Source organism: Mucilaginibacter pocheonensis, assembly GCF_031456535.1.
Taxonomy (GTDB): Bacteria; Bacteroidota; Bacteroidia; order Sphingobacteriales; family Sphingobacteriaceae; genus Mucilaginibacter; species Mucilaginibacter pocheonensis.
Window position 1 is genome coordinate 636,498 of sequence record NZ_JAVDUU010000003.1, and the last position, 19,973, is coordinate 656,470.

Sequence of the window (19,973 nt, forward strand, 5' to 3'; positions counted from 1 at the left end):
TCTTGTTTCCGGAAGCAAACTCATGAACGGAATACCTTATCGTTCTCTTATCCAGTTCCATAATTAACCATTGGTAGACTTGTTGTGAATCAAAAATCATTGCCCTATAGAATTATTGGTTTTATTTAAGAATGGTTTTCCATCCTTTCTATTAATGACATCGGGCTCTCTGTTTGATATAATTTCTATCCTTGCCCTTTAGTTAATACTGTTACACTTATAAAACTCATTAAAAAAATCTTACCTTCTTCATTATCTGTTTCCCGATTTGTGGATACATATTGAAGGTGCAAGAACTTATTAAACGAGTATTATAAATAGATCGAATTTTTCGCTATGAATGTTTTATTTAGAGATTACAATCACTCCAGTTTTGCGTTTTACCAACTTAAAGGTCATTTCATTTTTCTTTTTTATCAACGAATCTCCAACCGCCATTTTTTCATTAAAGTCCTGTCGTGTTCATAGACTGTAATACAGTTTCCCGTCAACCACCACTTTAAGGTTATGTACCTTAGTCCGACTACAAAAAATTGGCTAAATGTACTATAAACTGATAATTTTATCAGCAGCACTCAAGCAGTTCTCAAATGTCCCACTTAATCCCATCCTTGCTGTTTCAATTTTGTGTAGACACATAGCAATTTGTTCCCTACCACTGTTTGCTTTTTTTAGGTTAAAAATTTCAGGGACATAACGTTCATATTCACCCCTTGCCTCATCAATGCCGCTAAGACCAATTGGATCCCAATCAAACCATAAAATTTCATCAATCTTTCTATAAATCAAAAACTCTTTAGCAGCCTGAATATTATTTTTAAATTTCTTGTTGCTATTGAAAACTAAAATGGTCGCTTGAACTTCGTCCATTAGTCTGTTATCTTCAAAATCTCGGGCTGTTTGCAAGGCAAGGCTTGGTATATACCAGCCGCTATCAGCATCAAAAGGAGCAGGCCAGCCGGATGCATTATAAGTTACTTTAGCTATATTTTCTGCTAATAACAGATAGCTCTCATGCTGAAAATTCTTATGATTAAGTAGAAATTCTTATTTTTGAGAACTGGCCATGAGCTTTAAACCATCTATCTTTATTGTCAATTATTGAATGGAGTTCTCTTACTGAATTTGGAACCTCTTTAATATAATTATTAAAAGTAGACAAGATAAGTCCTGACCAACATGGTTTCAAACTATCGGGCACATTTTCAAAAATAATCTTACCAATATTTAAATCTGTTTCTATATCCTCCCTGTTAATCATCATATTAAAGTTAGCCTCACTTTTTAATTCCCATTTCTTTGTATGCATGCACTTGGCAATAAGCAAGTCCTTGAAGCCCTGGTTTGTCGCAATTGGTCCAGAGACATTTCCTTGATGAATTTCCTCTGGTTTTAAGTAACAGGTCAATTTGTAATTCAGTTGAATCATACTTAAACCAGTCATTTAAACTATCTAATTTCACAAAGAACTGTACCTGATATTTATCCGGCTTGTCCAACCTCCAGTAAGTTTTATCAATCTTATACTGGTAAAGCTCATACCACTGTCTTTGATCAATAAGATCAAAATCGCAGGCTATTTGAGCCAAAATTTCTTGGTTTAAATAATATATTTTGTCACTAAGCCTGTCCTTATCGATTTTATCTTTCATAGTTAGTCGCAACTTAATACATCAGTCTATCGTCAATGTGATTTTATAGTGGTTCAAAGAAGCTTTAAAAGAGTAAAGCCTTAACAATAAACATGTTAAGGCTTTTAATTTTACTCTCCGTACCCAGCGCCGGAGTCGAACCGGCACGGTTTCCCACAGGTGTTTGAGACCAGCGCGTCTACCAATTCCGCCAGCTGGGCATACTATCGCGAGTAATCAGTAATTACTCATAAGCGGGCTGCAAATGTATTTAAACTCTCTTTAATTCGCAACAGATATTTTTGTCTATAGTAAATTTCTGCAATTTCATTTCGCCGGCTTTCCTGTGCGGTATGGTCTAATTCAGTGTAATCTTTTGTTAACCTGCTAAGTTTATCATTAATATCTCCCTCAATAGCAAGCACTTCGGTGGTAACTTTGGCCAGCTGTTCGGCGTCATCAACTTCCATCAGGCGCTCATTAATATCCATCATTTCCATTAAAAAATCTGCCGAAAGTTGTGGTTTTGCCCCCTCAGATACCAGGTCATGCAGCTTTAAAATATACTCCATACGGCGCGCGGGATCTGTAAGTACGTGATAAGCCTTATTATTTATGGTCGAAAGCTCCAGAATCTCCTGTTGTTTTGCGTCATCTTCGTTCGCATAAAAATCAGGGTGATACATCTTGCTTAGTTCGTAAAACTTTTTTTTCAGCGTTGCCTGGTTAACATTAAAAGATTCAGGAATACCGTAAAATTCAAAATAATTCATAACACGAATTTCATAAATGTTATCCAATTAACACGAATTTAATAGACACTATTACCTGGGCAAGAGCAGCGCATGTTTTTTAATTGGTGGTTATCCTTATCTTTGCCCCCTTATACCATCATAAACTATGTTGTTTGAACAAATGCGGCAAAAGCCGTTCTTTATATTAGGTCCGTGTGTAATGGAAAGCCAGGAGCTTTTATACCAGGTAGCCGAAAAGGTAGCCCAGGCCGGACAGCGATACAATGTACCGGTGATCTTTAAATCATCATTTGATAAAGCTAACCGCACGTCCATCCATTCATACCGGGGGCCTGGAATTGAAAAGGGCATGCAGATGCTGCAAAATGTTAAAGACCGTTTTGGTCTGCCGGTTACAACCGATATCCATGAGCCTGCCCAGGCGGCAATTGCCGCGGAGGTGGTTGATATACTGCAAATACCCGCATTTTTATGTCGCCAAACCGACCTGCTGGTGGCGGCGGCTAAAACAGGTAAAATAGTAAATGTAAAAAAAGCGCAATTCTTGTCGGGCCAGGATATGTTTTATCCTGCTCAAAAAGTATTAGAGGCGGGTAACAACCAGGTTATACTTACCGAACGGGGTAATATGTTTGGCTATAATAATCTGGCTGTTGATTTCAGGAATATTTATGACATGAAGGCGTTTGGCCATCCGGTTTGTATGGATTGCACCCATTCTGTGCAGCGCCCGGGCGGTGCCGGGGGTAAAACCGGCGGCGACCGCACCTTTGTGCCCATGATGGCATTGGCGGCAAAAGCCTTTGGCGCTGACGGGTATTTTATGGAGATACATCCCGACCCGGATCATGCGTTAAGCGATGGCCCCAACATGGTAAAACTACAGGACCTGGATGCGGTGCTGGCACCGTTGGTGTCATGATGATAAAACGTAATGAAAGACATAGCCAAAAAGGTTTTTGATATTGAAATAGAATCGTTGCAACATGTTGCCGGTTTAATTGACGATGAATTTACAAAAACGGTACAAGCTGTACTGAACTCCTCGGGTAAGGTTATTGTAATAGGCATTGGAAAATCAGGGCTTATTGGTAAAAAAATAGCCGCCACACTGGCCAGCACCGGTACGCCCAGCTTTTTTTTGCATCCCGGCGAAGCCTTTCATGGCGATTTGGGCATGGTTGGTGCCAATGATATTGTAATGCTGATATCTTACTCGGGCGAAACCGAGGAGGTGCTGCGGATCATCCCTTTTTTAAACTGGAACAAGAACCTTATTATTGGCGTAACCGGCAACCCGGCTTCAACTGTGGCTAAAAACAGCCATCATCATCTTAATATAAAAATTTCGAAAGAGGCCTGCCCTCTTGAACTTGCGCCAACATCGTCAACCACGGCCGCCCTGGTTATGGGTGATGCATTGGCTATAGCGTTAATGGAGTCGCGTGGGTTTAAGCAACATGACTTTGCTCGTTTTCATCCCGGTGGCAGCCTGGGGCGTAAGCTGCTGACTAAGGTAAAGGATCTGATGCGTACAGATAAGCTGCCTTTTATAAATGAAAATGCTTCATTTATGGATTTACTGCTTAGCATGTCGGCAGGGCGACTGGGAATGGTGATGGTTGGAGACGCTTCCTATATTAAAGGTATAGTTACCGACGGCGACCTGCGGCGGGCTTTATTGCAGCGTCCGGATACATCAACTTTAACCGTTACCGAAATAATGACCTTAAACCCTGTTATTATTGACAGCGAAGAATTTGCAAGCCAGGCCGAACAGTTAATGATCGAAAAAAAGATAACCACGCTGCTTGTTGGCTCGGCGCAAAACAGATCAATTACCGGGGTTTATCAAATATATGGTCAATAACGTGGAGCTTGCCGCATAAAAAATAAGTTTATATTTACATATCTATCTCCGTACTATAAAATGTTTGATCAATCATCAAATCAATCCTTTAAAACATTCGTTCCGCCGGCAAACATCCGTATTGCAATTATTGGTTTGGGATATGTAGGTTTACCCCTGGCTGTGGAATTTGCCAAAAAGTTCCCGGTAACAGGGTTTGATATTAAACAAAGCCGCGTTGATGAACTAAATAATTGCTTTGACCGTACACTTGAAACAGAATCTGCCGTACTGTCATCCGTAGTAACAACTCATACAACAACAGGCCCCGGACTTATTTTTACATCTGCGGTTAAGGATATTGCGGCATGTAATGTATATATCATTTCGGTACCCACACCAACAGACCGCTTTAACCGCCCCGACCTTAGCTTATTGATCAAAGCGAGCCAAAGTGTAGGCAGTGTACTCAAAGCCGGTGATGTGGTGATCTATGAATCAACCGTATATCCTGGCGCTACTGAAGAAGTTTGTGTGCCTGTATTGGAACAGGTATCCCAACTTCAGTATAACAACCAATTTTTCGCCGGCTACTCTCCCGAACGTATTAACCCCGGCGACAAGGTTCATACGCTTACTAATATTTTAAAGGTAACCTCGGGCTCAACTCCCGAAACTGCCGACTTTATAGATCAGCTTTACCGTACTATAGTGACGGCCGGTACACATAAGGCGCCCAATATAAAGGTTGCAGAAGCCTGTAAAGTGATTGAAAATTCCCAGCGCGATATTAATATTGCGTTTGTTAATGAACTGGCCAAAATATTTAACATCATGGATATTGATACCCATGCTGTTTTAGAGGCTGCCGGCACCAAATGGAATTTCCTGAATTTTAAGCCGGGCCTGGTGGGCGGGCATTGCACCGGCGTTGACCCTTACTATCTGGCGCAAAAAGCTCAGGAAGTGGGTTATCATCCCGAAATTATTTTGGCAGGTCGGCGGCTTAATGATGGTATGGGCAATTATGTAGCCCTTGAAGTAGTTAAGCTGATGATAAAGAACGATATATCGGTTAAAAATTCAAACATATTAGTGCTGGGTTTTACTTTTAAAGAGAATTGCCCTGATGTGCGCAACACGCGGGTTATTGATATTGTTAAGTTTTTGAGCGGTTTTGAGGCTCATTGCGAAATATACGATCCCTGGGCCGACCCGGGCGAGGTTGAGCAAGAATACAACGTGCGTACAATAAAAAATTTAGACGGCTTGACAGGAAATTATGATGCCATAATTGTAGCGGTAGGCCACAAAGAATTTTTTAATCTGGACTATAATCAGCTCCGAAAAAACAACTCCTCAGTTATCTATGATATTAAGGGAATATTAGATAAAGATGTCATAAACGGGCGCCTTTAAACCGGGCACGTATAACAAAAATTTATAGCTGTTTTTATGACTAAGTTCATTGCTTAATTATACAATTATTTTATATTTGGTTTTGTTTAAATTTCTTTATTTTTAATTTTGACCACAATAACATGACATTTTTGTAACTACTCGTTTATTCAATTATCAGATTGTTATATATAAATAAATATGCTAATTTTAGCCGTGTGTTTTCTACTACAATAAGCTCTACTACATGATTCACAGATACGCTACTTTTATTAAAGCAGTGAACCTTACTATTGATTATATTATACTTAATATAAGCATGGTAATTTCGTACTTCATCGAAGACAGATCGTACATTTTCTGGATAAATAACCGAAAATATTTGCCCATTGTATTAGTGTTTAATTTAATTTGGCTATTGTCTGCCAACATCACCGGTTTGTATGAACAGGTATTGAATAAAGACTCGATCAGGACCTACCGGGGAGTTATAAAAACTTACCTTTTATTTGTAAGTTTTATTTGCTTTACCATTATTATATTGATTGGCACCAAAGCGTATTTTATTACCCGCGAGTACCTGTTTTATTCATTAGCACTGTTTGGATTTTTATTAGGCTTATGGAAGCTCATCTTCCTTACCATACGTAAAAGCGACCGTTCTTCATTAATTGATACCCGTGCGGTGATCATCATTGGCGGCGGCAGAATAGGTTCAGACCTGTATAGCTTTTTCAAACAAAACCCAGAGCGTGGCTATAGGCTGGTTGGCTTTTTTGACGATGGCCCCGATGTAGTTATGGATAGGCAGCTTTATTTGGGCGGCACTGATGATTGCATAAGCTATGTACTTAACAATAAGGTTGATGAGATATTTTGCACCCTGCCAAATTCAGAGGCGCAAACAATTGAAAAGCTTATGCTTGACGCCGATAAAAACCTAATCAGGTTTAAATTTATACCGGAGTACTATGATTATGCAAAAAAGCCAACCTTTATACAAAGCTTTGGGCATATTCCGGTAATATCAGTAAGGCCCGAGCCACTTGAAAACATGCTTAACCGGTCAATCAAGCGCTTGTTTGATGTACTGTTTTCGTTATTTATTATCCTTTTTGTTTTCAGCTGGTTATTCCCGATACTGGCTATCCTGATCAAGTTGGAGTCAAAAGGTCCTATCTTTTTTGTGCAAGAGCGTTCAGGCAGGGATAACAAGCCGTTTAAGTGCTACAAATTCCGCAGCATGCGGGTAAATAATGATTCTGATAAAAAGCAGGCTACCCGCGGCGATTCGCGTATTACTAAAACCGGGGCATTTATCCGCAAAACAAGCATTGATGAATTACCGCAGTTTTTCAACGTGCTGCTGGGCAATATGTCGGTAGTGGGTCCAAGGCCGCACATGATCAGCCATACCCAGCAATACTCACAACTGATAGATACCTTTATGGTAAGGCATTTCTTAAAACCCGGTATTACCGGTTGGGCGCAAATACAAGGACTTCGTGGCGAAACGCAAACCACTCAGGCCATGCTTGAGCGCGTTGAGGCCGATGTGTGGTATTTAGAAAATTGGTCGTTCCTGCTGGATATGAAAATTATTTTCCTTACCGTATGGAATGTTGTAAAGGGCGAAAAGAACGCGTTTTAACATGGCTGTCTTTCACGATCAGCTAAATCGTGTAGTAAGCCTGCCGGCGGTGCCTCAAAGGATCGTATCTGTTGTGCCATCGCAAACCGAACTTTTATTTTATTTAGGTCTTGATACCGAAGTTATTGGTATTACTAAATTTTGCGTTCATCCCGAGCAAAAATTAAAAACAGTAACCAAAGTTGGCGGCACAAAACAATTAAATATCGGGTTGATCAAATCATTACAACCAGATCTTATCATAGCTAACAAAGAAGAGAATGAGCGCGGCCAGGTTGAGGAACTGATGAACATTTGCCCCGTTTGGATAAGCGATATAAATGACCTTGATACGGCGTTGGGCATGATCAGATCTGTAGGTTCCATAGTAAACCGCTCTGTGCAAGCCAATGCTTTATGTGCAGACATTAACGCCGCGTTTAACAGCCTTGTTTTACCCTCCCTAAACCTAAGAGCAGCTTATTTTATATGGCGCAAACCATACATGGTGGCTGGCAAACACACTTTTATTGATAATATGCTTCAATGGTGCGGATTATCAAACGCATTTAATTCCACAAGATATCCCGAAGTAGCTATCGAAGAATTGGAGAGGATACGGCCCGACGTGGTCTTTTTATCATCAGAACCTTATCCGTTTGGGCAAAAGCACATTGATGAATTTAAAAAAATATTGCCACAAGCCCTGGTTATACTTGTTGATGGCGAAATGTTTTCATGGTATGGGAGCCGGTTATTATACGCCCCGGCATATTTTAGCAAACTTGTAGCAGCCTTAACAATAAATTAATAACAAAGAAATGAGGTAGATAGCGAAAAAGCTGAAATTATGTTTTTTGATTTAAGATAAAACGCTATCTTTGCGACCTGTTAAAAATCCTAATGCGGAAGTGGCGTAATTGGTAGCCGCACCAGACTTAGGATCTGGCGCTTCACGGCGTGGGGGTTCGAGTCCCTTCTTCCGCACAAAGCCCGTTTTATGTAACAATAAAACGGGCTTTTTCATGAATTGATCCAAAGCGGGGACGTGTTTCATTCCATTTTGTAGGGAGTAGAAAATATTACAGGGGGCGGCGTACTTGCCAACCAGGGGAAGTTTTTAGTTTACTAATTCTTTAGCTAATATTTCATCAAGGCGGTCATGAGCCTCAAATACCCCGGTTTCCATACCCGATTTCAGCATCCCATCCCTATCAGCTACAGACTGAAAAACAGACTGAACAGTAGCTCTGGTCCTGTTGCCTGGCAAGGCTTCAAACCTCAGCGTTTCCAGACAAACGTGCCCGGGTTCGGGCAGGCCTTCAAACTCAAATGTGCGAATGATCCTTTCTGGCGCTAATTGCTCGTGGCAAACTCCATGAAACCCGTATTCGTTACCATTGGGGTCGGTAAAAACATCGCGCCATGCTTCACCCCTTCCTTTGCGCTCTGTTCGCATAGTAAGATCCTTACATCCCAACCATTGCACTAAAAGTTCAGGGTCGGTGAATGCTTTAAAAACAAGTTCGCGGGGTGCCTCAAACTCTCTGGCAATAAACAACTCTTGTTTACCTGCCTCTGCGGTAATTTCTGTTTGATTTTTCATGTTTATAATAATTTGTTAGCATTAATATTGGTATCCCAGTCCGGTCACTTCTCTGCACCGGGCTTTTTATCTTTATTTTGAATGGTATTTAAAAGCTCGTCGAGCGAATCAAACCTTTCGGCCCATAATTTCCTATATCGTTCTATCCAGTTAGCTACTTCATTTAATTGTTGAAGCTTAGCTTCACAGTACCGCTCCCTCCCGTTCTTTTTTATAACGATCAGTCCGCATTCTGTTAAAATTTTAATGTGCTGCGAAATAGCTGGCCGGCTTATGTCAAAATTTTCTGCAATGGCATTTAAATTCATTGAATTAAATGCCACCAGGTTAATGATCTCCCGGCGCGTAGGGTCAGCAATCGCCTGAAATACGTCTCTTCTCATCGTTATTATATGTAAGTGAATGCTTACAAATATAATATGTAAGTATTCACTTACGCAAATTTATTTTCACTTTTTTCTCAGTACCTCAGTTATTTATATCTCTGATGATCAATTTCTGATATAGCTTTCCTACATTTACTGTATAACCTACTTTATGGCAACAGTTGCGCTTAATAGCCCGGCCGGCAAATGGATCATGGTTTCATCAATTATGGCCTCGGCTATGGCTTTTATTGATGGTACCGCACTTAATGTGGTATTGCCGGCCCTACAGCAAAGCCTGATGGCTACCGGTACTGATCTTTTCTGGATATTGAATGCCTACCTGGTAATGCTGGCCTCGCTTATTATGATAGGCGGCTCATTAGGCGATAAATTGGGCCGCAAAAAAATATTCATGACCGGCATTTTTATTTTTATGGTTGGCTCCGCGGCCTGCGGGTTAACTCCCGGGGTTACACTGCTAATACTATTTAGAATGTTGCAGGGCATAGGGGGCGCTTTAATGATACCGGGTAGCTTATCCCTGATATCCTCCTCTATCCATGAAAAAGAAAGAGGTAAGGCTATCGGGACCTGGTCAGCATTTACCACCGTAGTAACACTGGGCGGCCCTATCCTGGGCGGTGCATTTGGCGATGCCGGTTTATGGCGTTATATATTTTTCATTAACCTTCCTATTGGTTTAGCCGCGTTTATTATACTTTGGCTAAAGGTAAAAGAAAGCCGTGATGAGGATAGTGACCATACGTTAGATTATCCGGGAGCTATAGTTATTGCCCTGAGTCTTGCTTCTCTTACTTTTGGCTTTCTGCGCGTGCCGGCTGTTGGCTTAAACAACTGGCAGGTATATAGCACGTTGAGTGCCGGTGGTTTGCTGTTACTTGCTTTTATATTTATTGAAAATAAAAGCAAGCACCCTATGATGCCGCTAAAGTTATTTACAAACCTAACTTTTACCGGTGTTAACCTGCTTACCTTTTTCCTATATGCCGGGCTAAGTGCCGGTATGCTATTTCTTTCATTAAATCTGGTACAGGTGCAGGGTTATAGTCAGCTACAATCGGGGCTCACCTTTTTACCTTTCACTTTACTGATGATATCCATAGCACGCTTATCAGGAGGACTGGCGGATAAATACGGTCCCAGACTATTGTTAATAGTCGGCCCGGCGGCAGTGGGCGTCGGTTTACTCATTTTATCTTTTATAAAACAAACCAACGGCCCTGCTGACTATTGGACTACTTTTTTCCCGGGCATACTGGTTTTGGGGGCCGGAATGTCCTTTACGGTTTCACCGCTTACTGCTACGGTAATGGGTTCGGTAAGTGATCATTTCTCGGGTACCGCGTCGGGTGTTAATAATGCGCTTACACGTATATCAAATGTTTTTGCCAACGCTATTTTAGGAGCTGTTGCAGTTTTGTTATTTACAGGTTCGCTGGAACAGCAAATACAACACATCCCGTTAAACAGCAAACAAAAACAAATGGTGATGGCACAAGCGCCCAACCTTGGCGATGCAAAGGCACCTGCAGCTTTTAACAGGCATGATCAGGCAGTGATCAAACAGTTTTACCATGTGGGTTTTATAACAGTTTACACGAGGGTTATGCAGTTAGCAGCAGGGTTTGCCTTTTTCGGCGCATTGATGTCGTTCCTGTTTATTCATAATAATACCATCAAAAAAGAGAATAAACCCTGATTATTATTTAAAATTCAACTAATAGTGCCTATGTTTTTGGCATGGGAGTTTGTTGATTGCACGAAAGTTTATACATTTGCCGTATTACAGGTTCACATAAATAACATGAAAAAAATATTAGGACTTTTGATCACAGCAGTAGGCATATTAATAATAGCCGGATACTTTATTTTCACGCCTAACCACGCATTTAATCCAGCCGACTCAATCAGCGGGATTGACGCTTCGGCAGGAATTGTTTACGGCGGATTTGTTACTTTTGGTATAGGCATGGTTATCTTTATATCATCCTTACCTTATGCAGGCGAAAAAGCAAGAAATGCCTGATCTGCAAAGCTTTTAAGGAAACTAAGATTTATCAAATGATATTTAAAGCCCGGTCTGTTTAAACAGTCCGGGCTTTGCTATTTTTATGTTGGCATCGCTTATTCGCGCGGTTACGCAATTGGCCCTGTATATTGTCTCATTCACACCCCGTTAAACAAGATCGTTCCAGGTAACTTTGGTTTATAAAACTTAAAATAAATTAAAAGGAGAAATTATCATGCAAAAGATCACCCCATGTTTATGGTTCGACGGTAAAGTTAAAGAGGCCATTGACTTTTATACCTCTGTATTTAAAAATTCTAAAATTTTAGAAATTAGCTACTACGGCGAAGCACATCCACAAATGGCTGGCGAAATCCTGGTGGCGAAATTTGTACTGGAAGGACAAGAACTTATGATATTAAACGGTGGCCCAGCGTTTAAACTAACCGAAGCCATCTCGCTATCTGTTGATTGTAAAACACAGGAAGAGATTGATTTTTACTGGGAAACGCTAATTGCCGGTGGCGGGCAAGAGAGCCAATGCGGTTGGCTTAAAGATAAATTTGGCCTGTCATGGCAAATAAGCACATCAGAACTTAACGAAATGCTTAAGGATAAAGATGCCAAAAAAGCAAACAATGTAATGAGTGCTTTAATGAAAATGGTTAAAATTGATATTAAAGCGCTTAGAAGTGCGTATGAACAAGCCTGATAGATAATCAAATTCATTATATTTACATTATAATGAGAGGCTCAGAGTTTCCACCACCAAAAAACGCTGATGAATATATCGCCCAGCAACCAGTGGAGTTTAGGGCTATGCTTAAAAAGCTGCGGTCAATTATATTAACCACAGTACCACAGGCTGTTGAATCAATCAGTTATCAAATACCCTGCTATAAATATCTTTATATGCTGGTGGGTATAGGAGTAAGTAAAAAGTATTGCAGCTTTTACGTTATGAACCCCAGCCTGGTGAAAACTTTGAAAAATGAGCTTAAGGATCTTAAAACATCCGGTTCTACCATTCATTTTGCACCTGATGAACCATTACCGGTTAACCTGATCAAAAAAATCATATTAACCCGTGCAAAGCAGAATGAAATACTGGCTTTAGCAAAAAAAAAGCAATAGGTAACATCGACATCTTCAAGGCCTGGAGATGTCGATGTTATTGATACATCTGTTCAAGTGTTATCTTCTTCATCTATTATTTCTAATCTCCCCTGCTCATTTACGCCATAATTTGAAAAAGTTGTTATGGTTTCAGGTGAATCGCGTGGTACTTCTCTTCTTCTTGACGGCCCGCGCAATGGTACAATCAGGATACATAAAAAAATAAAGATCTTCATTAACGCTACCAACATACTATATATTTTTTACAACAGCATACGTTGTAATTACAAAACTGTAAAGCACATGATTGGGTGGGCTTTGTATAGAAATTAGCCAATGGTTGATTAATCCCGGCCAACTAAGCTAAGATATATAAACTACCTTTAACTATAACTAAAAATTTTAATTACAGAACTTATATGAATTATATAAGATCATTACCCTTTAATTTAGTTAGCTTTGAAAAATCATCAGGTAACTTATTCTGAATTTACAGATCCTGTTACCATTACTTTAACAAATAATTATTTATAGCGGCACCCGAAGATAGGTTCAGGTGTTAGAGATCATTGGGGCCCCTTGTAAAAAACCTCACAAGGGCTTCGTTTTTATATAGAAAGCACAGTAGTATGGAAGAGAGAAAGTATTTAACTACCTGGAAAAGGTACATGCCCGTTATTCGCTTACATTTAAAGAAAAGCCTGAATGAAGATCAGCAGTTTAAGCTGAATATAACTGACTTTGAATCGGCCGGCGACCGTGGGAAATCCGGTTATACATTTAACATCAATATGGAGAATGGTAAAGTTATCAATAACATCAGCGGATCGGCGGTAGCACGTGATCTTTACGAAGCCATTAAAGCCGATGAAGCGGTAACAACTCTGCTAAATAACAGAAGCGTTAAAATAAGTGTCGGAAAATCATTTATACTCAGTATAAAAACAACGCATCTTTCTGCTTACAAATAAGCATCTCCAAATCCACGTCAAAAAAGGAATTAACTTGATGGTTATTTCCTTTTTCGACTTGGTTCTTTTGATACCGCATAGCTTTTCTGAAACTTGCTTCTTTTTTTAGATATTTTAGCATACGACCTTTTAGAAGTATGATGATGACGATGGCTATACTTTTGAAAACCGCGCGTTTTAATAGTTGATTCAAAATCTATTGCCTCTGGATGGTAAGACGGGTCAAATGGATTATAATAATAAATACCTGCGCTATCATAATCCTTCAACGCTGCCTTTAACCTTTCATTAAATGACATTTCATTTTTTAATTCAGGCGCGGTCCAGCCCGCCTCGGCAAGCCCTGCTATGCGTGGAAAAAGCATGAAATCAAGTCGTTTTTCCGACGCTATTTTTTCAGTCCAGATATTGGCTTGCACACCTATAATAAGCTTCGAACTCAACTCATCCGGCGGGATTTGCCTGTCGGGGAAATTATAAACATCTGTTACCCGGTTAAATACTCCATTCCATTTACGACCGGATATATGACCGCTGTCCTGCACAAAATCAAAATAAAGCGGCAACCGTGGGCAAAGCACTACCTGGTAGTTTTTTTGCAAGGCCAGGTGCAGTTGACCGGGTAAGTTTTGCCGCCACCAAAAAATAATGATTTTATCCGCCGGTAAATTCGTGCCTGTGGCCTCGTCCCAGGCCAATATCTTGCTTCCAAGGCTGGTTACCGTATCCGCCATTCGTTTAAAGAAATAGCGTTCCAGTTCATCAACACCTTCAAAGTTCTTTTTTTGCATCATGCGGGCAATAGCTGTGTCAAGCGACCAGGCCTTAACCCCTAATGCAACTTCATCACCTCCTAAATGGATCATACGGGCCGGAAACAGCGCATTGGTTTCTTTAATAATATCAGCCAGGTAATCATAAGTATGTTCATTTGACGGATTAAATGTAAAGTTTGGATAGCCAGCCACACTTCCCCCCGTAAATTCAGGATAAGCTTTATTGGCTGCGGTGGCATGGCCGGGCATATCAATTTCGGGGACCACGGTTATAAACCGGCTGGCGGCGTAAGCTACTATTTCGCGGATATCATCCTGGGTATAATATTTAGCTTCGGTTAGGGTATCACTGTAATCGCCAGCGCCGCCTACAGAGGTAAGTTTTGGGTACTTTTTGATCTCGATACGCCATCCCTGCACATCTGTTAAATGCCAGTGAAACTTATTAAGCTTGTAATAAGCCATCCAATCAAGCAGTTGTTTAACTTTTTCTTTACCAAAAAAATGCCTGGATTCGTCGAGCATTAAACCACGCCATGGATAACGTGGGGCATCAGTTATTTCGCAAACTGGTAAGGCAAGATCGCCGTTACTACCTGCCGACTGACCTTTTACCAATTGCAGTAACGTTGTCAAACCATAAAAAACACCTTCTTTATTTTGCGATGAAATGGTGATGCAGTCAGGAGCAACTTTTAATAAATACCCTCCCGCAATTTGCGGAGTATTTACCAATTCAAGATTTATCAAACCGGCTTCATGGTTATTGTTTACAGCAATCGTAAGCCCCTTTGCTTTAGATACCTCTTTTTGGAAGTAACCGGCCAGTACCGTTAATGATGTATCGCTCACCCCTATCGCCGAATGGTTATTAAGAACAAACTGGCCTGCACCAATGTTAACTGACCTGGGCTGCGGAATAATGTTTAGATTTTGTGCTTTAATATAGCTGGAAAATAAAAGAAGCGCGATTAAGATTTTAAATTTCATTAATAAAATATTCAAATTATCCGGGGTATGCGATGATAATAAATTTCCGGCTATATCTGTGTATTAATTTGTAATAAGTATGTGAATAACAAATCCAATACATCTAAAAACCAACAAAGCGGCCCTGCCGGAGCAAGGTCGCTTGTTGGTTTTTAGGATAGACGCTCTTATTTCCAACCACCGCCCAGTGAGCGGTACAAATCAGATACTGCGTTTAAGCGTGCATTCTTTACTGTTGCCAGGTCAAGCTCGCTTTGCAATACATTGCTTTGGGCGGTTATTACCTCCAGGTAGTTTGCCTGTCCGTTTCTAAACAGCAGGTTTGCATTACTGGTAGCTTTTTGTAAAGTGTTAACACGATCAGCAATGATACCTTGTTGTGTTTTAAGCTTTTCAATTTTCACCAAAGCATCTGATACTTCACCCACAGCATTCAAAACTGATTGCCTGAATTGCAGAACGGTTTTTTCACGGTCAACCACAGCAACTTTATACTGGGTCTTTAACTGCCTGTGCTGAAACAATGGTTGTGTTAAAGCGCCGGCTACAGTACCAAACAATGATGCAGGAACTGTAAACCAATTACTTGCTTTAAAGGTATTTAATCCTCCGTTTGCCGTAATGGTTAATGAAGGGTACATATTTGCCTGTGTTATACCCACATTTGCATTGGCGACAGTAAGAGCCAGTTCGGCGCTTTTTACATCGGGCCTGCGGCTTACAATTGCTGAAGGTACGCCTGCAGATAAGTTTTCGGGTATTGCAATCTCATCTAAATGGGCGGTACGTTCTATTTTGTCGGGAAGTGCGCCGGTTAATATCCTCAAAGCGTTTTCCTGTATAGCAATGTCCTGTTCAAAGCCTGGCACCAATTGTGCAGCAGACAATTGTTGTGCTTCAGCCTGTTGAACAGCAAGTAAAGTGGCCTGGCCTGCATCAAATTGCAAACGGATAATGCGCAGCGTGCTGTCATTAAGCTTTACATTCTTTTGTGCAATATTCAGTTGTGCATCCAGCATCAATAAGTTATAATAACCTTGTGATACGCTGGCCACTATGTTGGTTTGTATAGCTTTTTTAGCCTCGTTAGTTTGCAGGTACTGCGCCAGCGCCGAACGGCTCTGGTTACGTATCTTGCCCCAGATGTCGGCTTCCCAGGTTAAACCCAGGTTTGCATTATAATCTTCAATGTGCTTGGTGCCGATGTTATATTGAGTTAAGCTTAAACCGGTAACGCTATTATTTGACGGACGGTTGATATTGGCCGTTACGTTCAAATTCAGTTCTGGTACATAGTTCCATTTTACCTGTTTAAACAGCAGCTGTGACGCTTCAATGTTTTTAACAGCTATCTGCATATCGTAATTTTTAGCGATGGCGCTGTCAATCAGTTTTTGCAAGGTAGCGTCGGTAAAAAAGCTTTTCCACTGTATATCAGCAATACTGCTGCTATCGGCTGTAGTAGCCGAGTTCCTGAATGTTACAGGTAACTCGGGTTTGGGTGTAGCCACATCCTTTGATACTTTACAGGCACTTACAACAAGCGTAAGCAGTATCAAAAAGGAATATGGATTTATATATCGTTTCATTTTATTTTAATTATTAATAGCTATGCCTGATTAATTATTTTGCCAATTCCAAATCTGCCGCATGAACTCCTTCACCATTGTGGTCTTTTCCTGCATTTAATACGGCCAAAGGCACACCAGAAACTTTTTCCTGTAACGACTGGAATATGATGAATAGAACCGGGATGATGAACAAGCCCAGAATTACCCCTGACACCATACCACCCGCTGCACCAATACTGATAGAGTGGTTACCTTGTGCAGATGGCCCTGTAGCAATACTCATTGGGAACAAACCGAATACGAAGGCAAGTGATGTCATGATGATTGGCCTTATCCTTAATCTGGCTGCTTCGATGGCCGAGTTAACTAAACTAAGTCCCTGCTTACGCCGCTGTACAGCAAACTCCACAATAAGGATGGCATTTTTAGCCAGCAAACCAATGAGCATGATTAAGGCTACCTGTACATAGATGTTGTTTTCGATACCAGTTAAACCTAATACCACAAACACACCGAATATACCTGTAGGTATTGAAAGTATTACCGCCAACGGCAAGATGTAACTTTCATACTGTGCTGATAATAAGAAATATACAAATATCAAACAAAGCATAAATATCACAGCAGATTGCCCGCCTGAGGAAATTTCCTCACGTGTTTGGCCGGAAAACTCATAAGCAAAGCCTGTTGGCAATTGTTCTTTAGCAGTTTCCTCTATAGCTTTAATAGCATCACCTGAGCTGTAGCCCGGTTTAGGAATAGCGTTTACTTCAATGGAGTTAAACAGGTTATAACGTGAGGCAGTTTCTGAACCATAAACGCGGGTTAACTTCACCAGGGTATTAACCGGTACACTTTCACCTGCCTTGTTTTTAACAAACACACGGTCTATAGATGCAGGATCTGTTCTGTCAGCAATATCAGCCTGAACCACCACACGGTAGTATTTACCAAAGCGGTTAAAGTCTGACGCCTGTTGAGTACCAAAGTAAGCCTGCATGGTTCCAAGGATATCTTTAACATTTACCCCCAACTGATTAGCCTTCTCATCATCAACTTCTAATTGTAACTGAGGATAATCTGCTTTATATGATGTAAAGGCGAAGGCAATAGCTGGTTTCTGCATTAGTTTGCCGATAAAGTTGTTAGCCACGCCGCTAAATTTATCGAGCCTGCCATTGGTTTTGTCCTGAAGCATCACATCCAGAGCTTCTACGTTACTAAATCCCGGAACGGTTGGGAAACTAAATACAAAGAAAGTTCCGCTTGGTATGCCAGCTAATTTTCCTCTTATTATATTTTGTATATCATCAATATTTTTAACTGCACCTCTGTCTTTATTAGGTTTTAGCAGCAGGAAAATTTGACCTGCCGATGGGCTGTTTGACAGTGTTAAAAAGTTAAAGCCAGCCAGTGACATAACAAATCTTGCTGATGGTAAAGCATTCAACTCTTTTTCGGCTTGTTTTAATATTTTATTGGTATTAGCCAATGAAGTTCCGGATGGTGTTGAAACAGCGATTGCCACAAAACCCTGATCCTCTGTAGGGATAAAGCCGGTTTTTGTTTTATTAACCATAAATACGGTTGCAGCAACTATTATTGCGAGACCAATCATACTAACCCATTTATTACGGATCAGGAATTTTAAGCCACCAACATACCTGTTGGTCATATAGTTGAATCCGCCATTAAAGCCTGCATAAAATTTCTGAGCGAAACTTTGTTTAGGCTTGTCATGTTCACCTTCGGCATGTTTATTCTTAAGGAACAAGGCAGCCAGGGCCGGGCTTAATGTTAACGCGTTAACAGCTGATATAATAATAGCTATAGACATGGTTAACGCAAACTGCCTGTAGAATATGCCGGTTGAACCCGTCATGAAACTAACCGGTAAAAACACTGCCGCCATAACCAGCGTAATGGATATAATCGCCCCGGTAATTTCATGCATCGCTTCGGTAGTCGCTGCTTTTGGGGTTAGGCTCGGGTTATGCTCCATTTTGGCATGCACGGCCTCCACCACCACAATCGCGTCATCCACCACAATACCAATGGCCAATACCAACGCGAACAAGGTTAAAAGGTTAACAGAGAAACCAAAAATATTCATGAAGAAGAAAGTACCAATAATAGCCACCGGAACTGCTATTGCCGGAATCAGAGTAGACCTGAAATCTTGCAGGAATATAAATACAACAATAAATACCAGGATAAATGCTTCTACCAGTGTATGTTCAACCTGGTCAATTGATTCATCAAGGTCAGTCTTGGTACGATAAAATTGATTGTATTTGATGCCTACAGGGAAATCCTTTGATAATTTCGCCATCAACTTATCAATCGCAATCTGGATTTCGTTGGCGTTTGAACCTGCCAGCTGTATAATACCAATAGTAATACCTTCGTGCCCGTTTAAGCGGTTCACGCTACTATAGCTATAAGCTCCCAGTTCAACACGTGCTACATCCTTTAAACGTAATACAGAACCATCTGCATTTGCACGAATAGCAATATTTTGATACTCCTCTGGGGTAGTTAATTTACCTTTATATTTAATTACGTATTCAAATGCTTCATTGCTGCGCTCGCCTAATCTGCCTGGAGCAGCCTCTAAGTTTTTATCCTGTATAGCGGCGGTTACTTCGGCTGGCGTAATTTTGTAGGTCGCCATTTGAGTTGGATTTAACCAAACACGCATAGAGTAATCCTTAATACCACCAAATACACTGGCAGAACCCACACCCGGAATACGTTTGATTTCTGGAATGATATTAATCTGCGCGTAGTTATTTACAAAGACCGCATCGTATTTTTTTGGATCTTCTGAGTAAATACCCATAGCGCCAATAAAGCTATTTTGCTGCTTGGTAGTGGTTATACCATACTGTACAACCTCTGCAGGTAATTGGCTTGTTGCCTGTGAAACACGGTTTTGAACGTTCACAGCTGCCTGATCGGGATTAGTACCTTGTTTAAAGTAAACGGTGATACCTAATGTACCGTCATTACTGGCAGTGGATGTCATGTAGGTCATGTTCTCCACACCATTGATAGCTTCTTCCAATGACGGAGTCACGGAACGTAAAATAGTCTCGGCATTAGCGCCCGGATACACAGCAGAAACCAATACCGACGGAGGGGCGATATTTGGAAACCGCTCTAAGGGCAGTTTTGTTAAACCAAGTACACCAACTATCACCAATAATATGGAGATAACTGTTGATAGTACCGGTCTTTCTATAAATTTTTGTAACATGACTTTAAAGTTTAAGTTGATGTA

Annotated in this window: 20 protein-coding genes and 2 tRNA genes; 11 read left to right on the forward strand and 11 right to left on the reverse strand. The window is 40.7% G+C overall.

The features are described from left to right. Positions 1–546: 546 nt before the first annotated feature. From J2W55_RS16110 to hscB, 5 genes are all read right to left on the reverse strand, one after another. Positions 547–870: a hypothetical protein gene (locus J2W55_RS16110; protein ID WP_310097694.1), complete on the reverse strand. Its 324-nt coding sequence runs from the start codon at positions 868–870 to the stop codon at positions 547–549. 163 nt (positions 871–1,033) lie between these two features. After that, positions 1,034–1,309: a hypothetical protein gene (locus J2W55_RS16115; RefSeq protein WP_310097697.1), complete on the reverse strand. Its 276-nt coding sequence runs from the start codon at positions 1,307–1,309 to the stop codon at positions 1,034–1,036. Beyond that, complete coding sequence (locus J2W55_RS16120; protein WP_310097700.1) at positions 1,278–1,652, reverse strand: hypothetical protein; 375 nt, start codon at positions 1,650–1,652, stop codon at positions 1,278–1,280. The genes J2W55_RS16115 and J2W55_RS16120 overlap by 32 nt, the downstream gene beginning before the upstream one ends. Positions 1,653–1,772: 120 nt before the next feature. Further along, positions 1,773–1,852: transfer RNA gene (locus tag J2W55_RS16125), tRNA-Leu, on the reverse strand. A 27-nt stretch (positions 1,853–1,879) separates the two neighbouring features. Beyond that, positions 1,880–2,404, reverse strand: a complete 525-nt coding sequence (gene hscB, locus J2W55_RS16130; protein WP_310097704.1) for a Fe-S protein assembly co-chaperone HscB — start codon at positions 2,402–2,404, stop codon at positions 1,880–1,882. A gap of 127 nt (positions 2,405–2,531) precedes the next feature. On the opposite strand from hscB, the gene kdsA reads away from it, so the two are divergent. The 6 genes from kdsA (at position 2,532) to J2W55_RS16160 (ending at position 8,250) form a co-directional block, all read left to right on the forward strand. Next, positions 2,532–3,308: a 3-deoxy-8-phosphooctulonate synthase gene (gene kdsA / locus J2W55_RS16135; RefSeq protein WP_310097707.1), complete on the forward strand. Its 777-nt coding sequence runs from the start codon at positions 2,532–2,534 to the stop codon at positions 3,306–3,308. A gap of 12 nt (positions 3,309–3,320) precedes the next feature. Continuing rightward, entirely contained in the window at positions 3,321–4,256 is a 936-nt protein-coding gene (locus tag J2W55_RS16140) for a KpsF/GutQ family sugar-phosphate isomerase (RefSeq protein WP_310097710.1), read from the forward strand. A 60-nt stretch (positions 4,257–4,316) separates the two neighbouring features. Then, a complete protein-coding gene (locus tag J2W55_RS16145; protein WP_310097713.1) occupies positions 4,317–5,654 on the forward strand; it encodes a nucleotide sugar dehydrogenase in 1,338 nt (445 codons plus the stop codon). Positions 5,655–5,880: 226 nt separating this feature from the next. Then, the gene (locus J2W55_RS16150) at positions 5,881–7,284 is read left to right on the forward strand and encodes an undecaprenyl-phosphate glucose phosphotransferase (protein ID WP_310097716.1); all 1,404 of its coding nucleotides are present in this window, start codon (positions 5,881–5,883) and stop codon (positions 7,282–7,284) included. A gap of 1 nt (position 7,285) precedes the next feature. Continuing rightward, the gene (locus tag J2W55_RS16155; protein ID WP_310097719.1) at positions 7,286–8,074 is read left to right on the forward strand and encodes an ABC transporter substrate-binding protein; all 789 of its coding nucleotides are present in this window, start codon (positions 7,286–7,288) and stop codon (positions 8,072–8,074) included. A 94-nt stretch (positions 8,075–8,168) separates the two neighbouring features. Continuing rightward, positions 8,169–8,250, forward strand: a tRNA-Leu gene (locus J2W55_RS16160). Positions 8,251–8,383: 133 nt separating this feature from the next. On the opposite strand, the gene J2W55_RS16165 is transcribed toward J2W55_RS16160, so the two are convergent. Further along, positions 8,384–8,869, reverse strand: a complete 486-nt coding sequence (locus J2W55_RS16165) for an SRPBCC family protein (RefSeq protein ID WP_310097722.1) — start codon at positions 8,867–8,869, stop codon at positions 8,384–8,386. A gap of 44 nt (positions 8,870–8,913) precedes the next feature. Beyond that, the gene (locus tag J2W55_RS16170; RefSeq protein WP_310097725.1) at positions 8,914–9,252 is read right to left on the reverse strand and encodes an ArsR/SmtB family transcription factor; all 339 of its coding nucleotides are present in this window, start codon (positions 9,250–9,252) and stop codon (positions 8,914–8,916) included. Between the two features lie 154 nt (positions 9,253–9,406). Here J2W55_RS16170 and J2W55_RS16175 point away from each other — a divergent pair, with 154 nt between their 5' ends. From J2W55_RS16175 to J2W55_RS16190, 4 genes are all read left to right on the forward strand, one after another. Beyond that, a complete protein-coding gene (locus J2W55_RS16175) occupies positions 9,407–10,957 on the forward strand; it encodes an MFS transporter (protein ID WP_310097728.1) in 1,551 nt (516 codons plus the stop codon). A gap of 105 nt (positions 10,958–11,062) precedes the next feature. Beyond that, entirely contained in the window at positions 11,063–11,284 is a 222-nt protein-coding gene (locus J2W55_RS16180) for a hypothetical protein (protein WP_310097731.1), read from the forward strand. A gap of 217 nt (positions 11,285–11,501) precedes the next feature. Further along, complete coding sequence (locus tag J2W55_RS16185) at positions 11,502–11,978, forward strand: VOC family protein (protein ID WP_310097734.1); 477 nt, start codon at positions 11,502–11,504, stop codon at positions 11,976–11,978. 32 nt (positions 11,979–12,010) lie between these two features. Beyond that, a complete protein-coding gene (locus J2W55_RS16190) occupies positions 12,011–12,400 on the forward strand; it encodes an iron chaperone (protein ID WP_310097737.1) in 390 nt (129 codons plus the stop codon). Between the two features lie 53 nt (positions 12,401–12,453). Here J2W55_RS16190 and J2W55_RS16195 read toward each other — a convergent pair whose 3' ends face one another. After that, on the reverse strand, positions 12,454–12,633 hold the full coding sequence (locus J2W55_RS16195; RefSeq protein ID WP_310097741.1) for a hypothetical protein: 180 nt from the start codon (positions 12,631–12,633) through the stop codon (positions 12,454–12,456). Between the two features lie 378 nt (positions 12,634–13,011). Between J2W55_RS16195 and J2W55_RS16200 the strand changes: the two genes are divergently transcribed. Next, positions 13,012–13,353, forward strand: coding sequence for a hypothetical protein (locus tag J2W55_RS16200; RefSeq protein WP_310097745.1), 342 nt, complete (start codon positions 13,012–13,014; stop codon positions 13,351–13,353). A gap of 41 nt (positions 13,354–13,394) precedes the next feature. On the opposite strand, the gene J2W55_RS16205 is transcribed toward J2W55_RS16200, so the two are convergent. From J2W55_RS16205 to J2W55_RS16215, 3 genes are all read right to left on the reverse strand, one after another. Further along, complete coding sequence (locus J2W55_RS16205) at positions 13,395–15,119, reverse strand: beta-N-acetylhexosaminidase (protein WP_310097748.1); 1,725 nt, start codon at positions 15,117–15,119, stop codon at positions 13,395–13,397. A gap of 167 nt (positions 15,120–15,286) precedes the next feature. Then, positions 15,287–16,708, reverse strand: coding sequence for a TolC family protein (locus J2W55_RS16210; protein WP_310097750.1), 1,422 nt, complete (start codon positions 16,706–16,708; stop codon positions 15,287–15,289). A 34-nt stretch (positions 16,709–16,742) separates the two neighbouring features. After that, entirely contained in the window at positions 16,743–19,949 is a 3,207-nt protein-coding gene (locus J2W55_RS16215) for an efflux RND transporter permease subunit (RefSeq protein ID WP_310097753.1), read from the reverse strand. Positions 19,950–19,973 lie beyond the last annotated feature (24 nt).